General features: G+C 49.6%; 8 protein-coding genes. 5 read left to right on the top strand and 3 right to left on the bottom strand.

The features are described 5' to 3' along the window. From FP815_13775 to rpsB, 3 genes are all read right to left on the bottom strand, one after another. On the bottom strand, positions 1-580 hold a 580-nt coding region (locus FP815_13775), incomplete at its 3' end, for a UMP kinase (GenBank protein MBA3015994.1). Positions 581-731: 151 nt separating this feature from the next. Next, positions 732-1,325: a translation elongation factor Ts gene (tsf, locus tag FP815_13770; protein ID MBA3015993.1), complete on the bottom strand. Its 594-nt coding sequence runs from the start codon at positions 1,323-1,325 to the stop codon at positions 732-734. Between the two features lie 102 nt (positions 1,326-1,427). Continuing rightward, a complete protein-coding gene (rpsB, locus tag FP815_13765) occupies positions 1,428-2,192 on the bottom strand; it encodes a 30S ribosomal protein S2 (GenBank protein MBA3015992.1) in 765 nt (254 codons plus the stop codon). A gap of 562 nt (positions 2,193-2,754) precedes the next feature. Here rpsB and FP815_13760 point away from each other — a divergent pair. The 5 genes from FP815_13760 to FP815_13740 form a co-directional block, all read left to right on the top strand. After that, entirely contained in the window at positions 2,755-3,339 is a 585-nt protein-coding gene (locus tag FP815_13760; protein ID MBA3015991.1) for an HAD family hydrolase, read from the top strand. Beyond that, a complete protein-coding gene (locus FP815_13755) occupies positions 3,336-4,463 on the top strand; it encodes a 6-bladed beta-propeller (protein ID MBA3015990.1) in 1,128 nt (375 codons plus the stop codon). Before FP815_13760 ends, FP815_13755 begins: the two co-directional genes overlap by 4 nt. 165 nt (positions 4,464-4,628) lie before the next feature. After that, complete coding sequence (locus FP815_13750) at positions 4,629-5,726, top strand: hypothetical protein (GenBank protein ID MBA3015989.1); 1,098 nt, start codon at positions 4,629-4,631, stop codon at positions 5,724-5,726. A gap of 155 nt (positions 5,727-5,881) precedes the next feature. Beyond that, positions 5,882-7,933, top strand: a complete 2,052-nt coding sequence (locus FP815_13745; GenBank protein ID MBA3015988.1) for a hypothetical protein — start codon at positions 5,882-5,884, stop codon at positions 7,931-7,933. Between the two features lie 63 nt (positions 7,934-7,996). Beyond that, on the top strand, positions 7,997-8,894 hold an 898-nt coding region (locus FP815_13740; GenBank protein ID MBA3015987.1), incomplete at its 3' end, for a hypothetical protein.

Genomic DNA, 8,894 nt, shown 5'->3' with positions numbered 1-8,894 from the left:
TGAGTCTTCGGGCGAGAACGTCAGCATAGGTCAGGGTGTCGAACTTGACTGCAGCGGGATTTTTTAATGGATCGCTGTCGTAGACACCATCTACTCGAGTGGCCTTACAGATGATCTCCGCGCCGATTTCAAGGCCGCGCAGGACGGCTGCGGTGTCGGTGGTGAAGAAGGGGTTGCTGCTGCCAGCGGCAAAAATTACTACTCGACCCTTATCAAGATGGTGGACAGCTTGCTGGCGTGAGTATGATTCGCAAACCAAGGGCATAGGGATGCTGGAGAGGACTCTCGTTTTGATGCCGGCTTGAGAAAAAAAATTATCAAGAGCCAATGAGTTCATGACTGTGGCCAGCATACCCATATTGTCTGCGGAGACTCGGTTCATCCCTTGTGATGCCCCGGAAACGCCGCGAAAAATATTGCCCGCCCCTACCACCAAGCCGATCTGCACCCTTGTATCTACTAGTTTTTTTACTTCATTAGACACGAATTGCATGGTGTCGTTGCAGATGCCATAAGAGGCCTTGCCCATCAACGCTTCGCCGCTTAACTTTAACAATACTCGTTTGTATTGAGATTGCATGGGTTACCTTTGATGTCATGGCAATAATCGCCAGGATGTCACAATGACCGTACAGTATGATCGTGAGGAAAATTAAGAGGACTCTGCCGCAGAATGTCTTTGCTGCGGCAGAGTGTATCGTCTGAAGAAACTGCTATTCGCTATCTGAAAATCAGGCGCCAACCTGCATCCGAACGTAACGTTTGACGGAGATATTTTCTCCCATAGTGGCGATCAGTTCGTTAAGTTTGTCCTGGATGCTCAAATCTTGGTCCTTGATGAACTTCTGTTCGAGAAGGCAGACTTCAGCGTAGTACTTGTCAATCTTGCCGGCGACGATCTTTTCGGCGATGTTGGCAGGTTTTCCTGAATCAATAGCCTGTTGGGTGTAGATATCCTTTTCCCGTTGCAAGACATCAGCCGGGACATCATCACGGCTGATTGAGACGGGGTTTGTTGCGGCGATCTGCATTGCCAGATCCTTAGCAAAGGCGATGAAGGCGTCGGTCTTGGCAACAAAGTCTGTTTCGCAACCGAGCTCGATCATGACCCCTAATTTGTTACCGCTGTGAATATAGGTTTCAATGGTTCCTTCGCTGGTGGAGCGGTCTGCGCGCTTTGCCGCTACCGCTAAACCTTTCTGGCGCAGGAAATCAATGGCCTTTTCCATGTCGCCGTTATTTTCAGCCAAGGCCTTTTTACAATCCATCATTCCTGCGTTGGTTTTGTCTCTCCGTTCTTTTACCATCTGGCTTGTGATATTCACGTCTAACACCTTCTATTCAATAATAATAAAATGGACTTAATGGTAACCTTGTTAGTTTTATTATAGGTGGCAGGCAATAAGGCTAACAAGGTTTCTCACTCATCAATCGTCGATATCGTCGCTCTTGACAACAGTTTCTGCCACAACTTCGACATTGTCATCAGTAATCTCTTCTGTCGCTTGTCGATTGCTGCTGCCTTCGATAACAGCGTCGGCGATGCGGGAAACGATCAACTTAATAGCCCGGATGGCGTCATCATTGCCGGGGATGAGGTAATCGATGCCGGTTGGGTCGCAGTTGGTGTCGGTGATAGCCACAACCGGGATCCCGAGTTTGTTGGCCTCAGTAATGGCGATATCTTCACGTCTTGGGTCAACCACAAAGATAATGTCCGGGATATTCTTCATGGTCTTGATGCCGCCTAAGGTCTTTTCCAGCTTGCCCAGGTCTTTTTCCATGCCCAAAGCTTCTTTCTTCTTGTACTGGTGGATGGTGCCATCGCTGATCATGGCCTCGATGTTCTTCATCCGGTCGACACTTTTCTTGATGGTCTGGAAGTTGGTCAGCATTCCGCCCGGCCAGCGATGATTAACAAAATGCATGCCGCAACGGGTGGCTTCTTCCTTGATGATGTCCTGGCTCTGCTGCTTGGTGCCGACGAACAGAACATTGCTCCCTTTTGCAACCCGGCTGGCGATGAAATCATAGGCCGAGTTGAACATGGGCAGAGTTTTGTCCAGGTTGATGATGTAAATCTTGTTGCGGGCACCGAAGATATATGGCTTCATCTTGGGGTTCCAGCGCCGTGTCTGGTGGCCAAAGTGCAGGCCGGCAATCAACATCTCTTTCATGGTAATGTGGGACATGGTGGATCTCCTTGCGATTTTGGTTAGTCCTCCATCCTTGCTGCCAACCCGAAACGGGCACCAGTGGCATTGATTAAGGATGTGTGAATTTTGAAACAGCTACATTTACCACTTGTAGTACGGTATTTCAAGGGTCAAGGAGGAATTAACTTAAAAAAAAAGTCAATAGCTGAGCTGATGCTTGGTCTTTGATTATTTGCTGTTTGCCAGAATGTGCCACTTTAAGGTATCGTAGTTTTGGTGATTGTATACAATAATGAATGGAAAATTGGTGACTACCCAGGTTGACGGTGATCAGTTACCGGTTTACGGTTAACAGAGTAACAGATGTAGTAAATCATTCTATGTTGCTGATATGTATTAGTAATAATCCATTTGTAGGGATCTCTAACCGATAACCGATAACCTGAGCAATTATGAAAATTGTTAAATATGGGGCTTCGCCCCTTCGGTTCCGCTCAAGGGAACGATGGTGAAAAAAACTGTTCCCTGAGCGGAGCCGAAGGGCGGTTTTAGCGGTAGCTCCCTGTATCCTTAAACACTACATCTAACATTTATATATATGAATAAAGCAGCAGTTTTTCTTGATCGGGACGGAACCATCAACGAACAGATGGGCTATATCAACCATCTTTCCCGCTTTCACCTGCTTCCGGGGGTGGCTGAGGCGATTCGTCTTTTGAACCAACGAGAGATTCCGGTCATCGTCACCACCAATCAGTCCGGATTGGCTCGGGGCTATTTCCCTGAGGCCTTATTGGATGTGGTTCATGAAGTTATGGTCCAACGGCTGCAGGCGGAGGGCGCCCATCTTGATGGCATCTACATCTGCCCCCACCATCCGGAGGCCAAGGAAGAGCGCTATCGTTTGGCCTGTCAGTGCCGGAAACCCAAAACGGGCTTGTTTATGAGCGCTGCAGAGGAGCATGGTCTTGATCTGTCCAGATCTTTTGTTGTTGGCGATAGGTGGTCCGACTTGAAGGCAGCCGCCGCCTGCGGGGCACAGGGGGTGCTGGTGCTCACCGGATACGGACGTGGTGATAATCAACATATCGGTCCGTTTCAAACAGTTCAGCCAGCGTATGTTGCCGAGGATCTCATGGCCGCTGTTCGTTGGATCCTTCAGGCTATGGATGGTAGAGGATGAATAAGGTGATGATGCTCTTGGTTCTGGTTCGATGGCAACGGAGCGCGGTTTTTTTGTGTCTGATTCTCAGCATGTTTTGTGTCAGCCCGGCCTGGGTTTTAGCCGATGAGGACGCTAAAGGAGCGGACGCGGCAGCAAGAGAGGAATTTTCTTATGAGGTGGTGACAGTTCTCACCACAGATGACCGAGGCGACCATCTCAGGATGCCGTCCGGTCTTTTTTTTGATTCACGAGCCGATGAACTCTATGTGCTTAACGGTGGAGATGGTCAGATTATTGTTTATGGGCCAGACTTTTTTCCTCAGGAGTCCTTGGGTAAGGGGCGGGGAATCAATACCCCGGTGGATGGAGTGTTTACCAGCGAGGGTAATATTCTGATACCTCAGAGTGGAGGTCCAGGTCAATCACCGCGTTTGACAATGATCAATTCCGCTTTTTTGCCGGTTAAGGAGATTAGCTTGGCCGGGGTGCCTGATATCACCAATTTCTTTCCTGCTCATATTGCTGTTGGTAAGGATGGCGCCATATACTTGACCGGCTTGGAGTCATCAAGGGTGTTGATGCTGTCTGCTGATGGTAGTTTTTCTCGGTGGTTGATGGTCCCTGTCGGCTCGGGAGGCGTGTATCAGGCTTATGGCGCCGACCAGCAAGGAAAGACGGCCAAGATCAGGAACGTCGCTGTTGATAGCCTGGGCAATCTCTTTCTGCTGAGCGAGGAAACCTCGAAAACCTATGTCTTTGATCCACAAGGCAACTACCTTTTTGCCTTTGGTACTAAAGGTGGGGCGGAGGGGAAGTTGAGTCGTCCTCGAGCCCTGGCCATTGACGAAAAGAATAAATGTATCTATGTCGTTGATTATATGCGGCACACCGTGTTGATTTATGATTTTACCGGCGCCTTCCGTTTTGAGTTTGGGGGCCTGGGTTGGAGTGCTGGGTGGTTTAACTATCCTGTCGATATTGTTGTGGGCCGTCAAGGGCAGGTGGTGGTGGCGGATTTATTTAATCAGCGGGCTCAGGTTTTTGGGGTGACAGTGTCTGATTTTCCAGAGAGACCGTCCACGCTCTGGCAGGCTCAGCCTGTGAAGAGTGATCAGCAGCAAGTGAGTCCGGAGAATCCTTAAGGCTAAGGGGGGGGAAACCATGGATTTTTTTTGCTATTTATCAGAAAGTATTGTCATTTGTGAAAAAGTGTGACTAATATATAAACTATATATTAGTTGCTAGTAATGATGAGGTGATTTTTTGAGTTGTTGATTGGGGAATCTTTTAATTTTGGGAGGTGATGGATGAAGTTAGCATCAATGATTCGAGTAATAATGGGGGTGTTTATGACAGCGCTCTTGCTGATGCCTCTTACCGCATCAGCGGTTGATGGGCCTTGTGCTAACTGCCATGTCATGCATGCCAGTAAACTAGGCATTACCTCGACACCTGGAGACTACCTGCTCACCGGAGGGTGTCTTGGATGCCACAAGGGGGATAATGTTGGAGGGGCAACTCCATTTATATATCCTGACGTGGCAGCTCCAGGCGATATGCTGGCAGGGGGAAATTTTTATTATGTCAGAGCAGCTGGAGGGAACGACAGAAAAGGGCATAATCCGGTTGAAGGTGTTTTGGCGGCTGATGGCCTCCCCGCATTTGCAGCAGATCCTCCGGGCTGGAAGGCAGATTATGCAACTACTGCGGCTGGTCCTCAAGCTGCTGGCCAGCAAGTGCCCGATGCCTGGGGAGGGGCAAACAGGCTGACATGTGCCGGGACCTATGGCTGTCATGGTCGACATGATGGGGTAGCCGCTGCGATGCATCACGCTAATGCAACTGGTTTAGCCGATGTCATTGATGGTGGTACACTGGGGGAAAGTTATCGGTTTCTTTATGGTATCGCCGGGGGAGAAGATCTAGACTATGAGTATGAAACAGCATTAACTCATAATGTCTATATCGGCGCCAACAGGGCGGCAGGGGCTGCGGATACCACGGCTACCACGGGAACCAACACCATGAGTTTTTTCTGTGCTGAATGTCACGGCCTGTTTCATAGTGGCAACGATGCGGCAACGGATGGTTTAGATGGCGCAACTATCGGGAGTCCTTGGCTGCGGCACCCGGTCGATTTTTCAATGCCGCTCACGGGCGAGTATGCGGGCTATGCTACCTATAAGGCTGCAGTGCCCGTGGCAACAAGCCTTGCAACAGGAGCCTTGAATAATTTTACTGTTGAGAGTGCGAATGAACGGATCGTTATGTGTCTGTCCTGTCACTATGCCCATGCCGGGCCAAATGATGCGGCTTTACGGTGGGATTATACTCTTATGGATGCTGGTGCCGGGGCAAATACAACAGGCTGTTTTGCCTGTCATACGACCAAGGATACACCATAATTAGTGGGATGATGTGAGTGCCGAAACCCCAGACAGAATATGCCTGGGGTTTTTTATTATATTATGATTCTCTCTTGCCTTCTGCCGCTTAGTTGGTAAATAGTAAATGGTAAGCAAAATCAAAATGTTGAATCTTGACGGTGGTAGCCGGATTGATGCGTTTCAGGAAAAAACATGTCTGCTGTATGCAACTTGTGCTGTTCTGGCTGGGGGATGTGTCGTTCTCTGAAGTCCATGCCGGCCCCATGGCGCTTTCCGCTGATTGGACCTATCAGGACTCAAGCGAGCGTGCAGGGCATCTGGCTGAGGCTTACACCGCCGATTATTCTGCCCGGCATGACCTGACCGAGTTGATGTCCATGGACACCACCCTTCGCGCTACCAGTCGAAGCGATTTTGATTCGACCCGCCAGAATGTGATCCCTTCGCTCTCCTACCTGATCAATAACGATATCTTTTTTTTTAACCTCTCTGGAACTGCCAACGAAGAGTTCAGCGACAGTGTCCACGGAGACCGGAGCAACCGCTCTTTGGCTGCTAACTGGAATTCTGCTTGGGGGCGGCAGGTGTGGTGGCTTCCTGGGGTGAACCTCAATTTTAATCAGAATTGGCAGCAAGACTCACTGACGCCGTCCTTATTGGATGCAGAGTCGACTAACCAAGGAGCAAGTCTGGATTGGGATCTCTTGTTGGCGCGGGTATTTTATCGGTATAACACCTCCGAATCCAGTAATCAGATTTTTGGTAATGAACACCAGACCAAGGATCAGTTGGCCCGGATAGAAACCGATGCCTCTTTCTGGCAGGGTAAGGGTTCGGTGTCTCTCTCTCAGCAGATCGCCAATGTCAAGACTGATTCCTTGGCTCGGGTGGTGGGTGGTTTTGCCCTACTTCCTGTTTCTGTTTCTGCCTATCACGGGGAGGCGGTCCCTAATCCTGTAACCCTCTCTGTCAATGGAGCTTTGACTGATGGGGATCGGGACGGTGTGGCGGTTACTGTTAACAATCCTGTCCATCCTATGAATATAGGGCTTAGGATAAATTTTCAACAGATCGACCGAATCTATCTGTACACGGAGACAGCCCTTTCCACAGCAATTTCTGCCCAGTTTACCTGGGATCTTTATACGAGTAACAATAATATTGATTGGGTCTTGGTTCAGACCTCTATTTCAGGTGTCTATAATACGTTCGAGAAACGGTTTGAGTTTGTTATTCCTCCCCAGGTTAAGGAGTTTGTGAAACTGGTGGCGGTTAACGACCCGGCGATTACAGCGGTTAATTTTACTGAGATTGAAGCATTTCAGGCGATTGCAGCCAGCAGTTCAACCGTAGCGCTTAACAATACCTACGACACCTATCAGACCAATGCCAGTATGAACCTGCAATTGAGGTCAGATTTACAGCTTACCTCTAATGTTGCTTACATGAAGAATGAAAACTCGGCAGGCTACGATATGACTTCCACCGGGGTTTCTTCCGGATTGAGCTGGAACCCAAACCCGGACTGGTCAGTGCGGGTCAGTGGCAACCAGAACAGCCGGCAGAGAACCGAAAGTATCGATGATGAGACGCGCGGGTATGGGGTCAGCGTTGGTTTTCCCACCATCCCCTCAGTTGATTCAATGGTCGGGGTCACTCTTTCTGAGTATTATGAGGGCGTTACTAAAACGTCGATCAGCCATAATTATACCCTTCAGTTTATAGCGGAACTCTATCGGGATCTCAATGGACGCCTCAATTTTAATGTTACCCAGAGCGATAATCTGTTGTACGATAATCAAGCTGAGACGGTATCCACCCGAGTGGGGCTTATTGCCCGGTTGGTGCCCGGCTTGGTAGCAGATTGGTCTATTATGGTGAGTGATACATCGGGGCAGGGATCAACCATTGCCTCTGATGCAATCATGACCTGGCGTTTCACCGATATTCTGGCTTTGCGTGGTAATATTAATGGTTCATGGGGTGTGGACGATGCCACCACCGCCTCAGCTAGTGTTGATGTTGGTTTGACTGACACTATGCAACTGTCGTTGACCCAGCGGCGGGAGTTTGCGCCGGAGACTTCCAATATATCAGCGATTGATTGGCGCTGGTCCATTACCCGGTATCTGTCCATGATGACCAGTGGCGCGATTCTATGGGGTGGAGTGTCTGACGAGTGGAATGTTGTCAGTCGGGTCAATACCCGGTTTACCAATTTTTAAGGGAATTTTTTTCTTCCTACAGCTTGATTAGTTCATGACGATACGATTTGGAGAGCGATCACAATGACCTTGTATAAACGATACTTCTTTTTCATCCTGGCAGTTTCTATTCTCTCAGGTTGTGGGAGTAAGAGCACAATGGAATCGTTCCTGCGGGACGAAGTGGATTTGACCCATGTGCTTAAGGTGGCGGTAGCGCCGTTTGAGAATAATACTAAGGAGCAGTATGCTCCTGAGCGGGTCCGGGGGATAGCCATTACCGAAATTTTGTCTCAGGGTTTGTATGATGTGGTGGATAAGGGCTTGGTTGACAGCGCCTTTCGTGAGGAGGCGGTTGATTTGAGCAAGGCCCCCATGGATGCAGGGGTCATCAAGAGAATAGGGCAGCGCCTTAATGTTCAGGCCTTGATGATGGGATCAATCGATCAGGCCGGTATTGTCCAGCGCGGGCAGAACTCATATCCGGAATTGGCATTGACACTGCGCCTAGTTGATGTCAACTCCGGAATGATCTTCTGGCAGGCCAGTGGTAATGAGAGTGGTAATTCTTTAGGTAAGCGTCTTTTTGGACTCGGCTCGGACGATGAATTTAAGGTTTCGCTGCGTCTGTTGCGCAGGTTGCTCGCGACTATTTCCTCTGACCGGAAGGTCAAATTGCCATCAGCCGTCACTGCGGCGCCTGTTGAGGTAGTTCCGGCTGAGGAAGAAAAACCTCAGGAAGAAGAAGCTGCCCAGTCAGAACCGGAGCCGGAAGCGGAGCCGGAAGCGGAGCCGGAACCGGAGCCGGAAGCGGAGGAGCAGGTCGTGCCGATGGGTGAGGAAGAATCGCTCGAAGAGTTATCTCCTTTGGAGGAAGTTGCCCCATCAGCAGAGGAGGCGCCAGCGGTAGAGGAGGATGAAATGAAACCGGCTGAGGCCAGTGTACCAGTCGCTGAGGAAGAAGATGATGAGAAACCGGTAG

Source organism: Desulfobulbaceae bacterium (assembly GCA_013792005.1).
GTDB lineage: Bacteria > Desulfobacterota > Desulfobulbia > Desulfobulbales > VMSU01 > VMSU01.
This window is presented reverse-complemented; position numbering and strand designations above follow the sequence as displayed.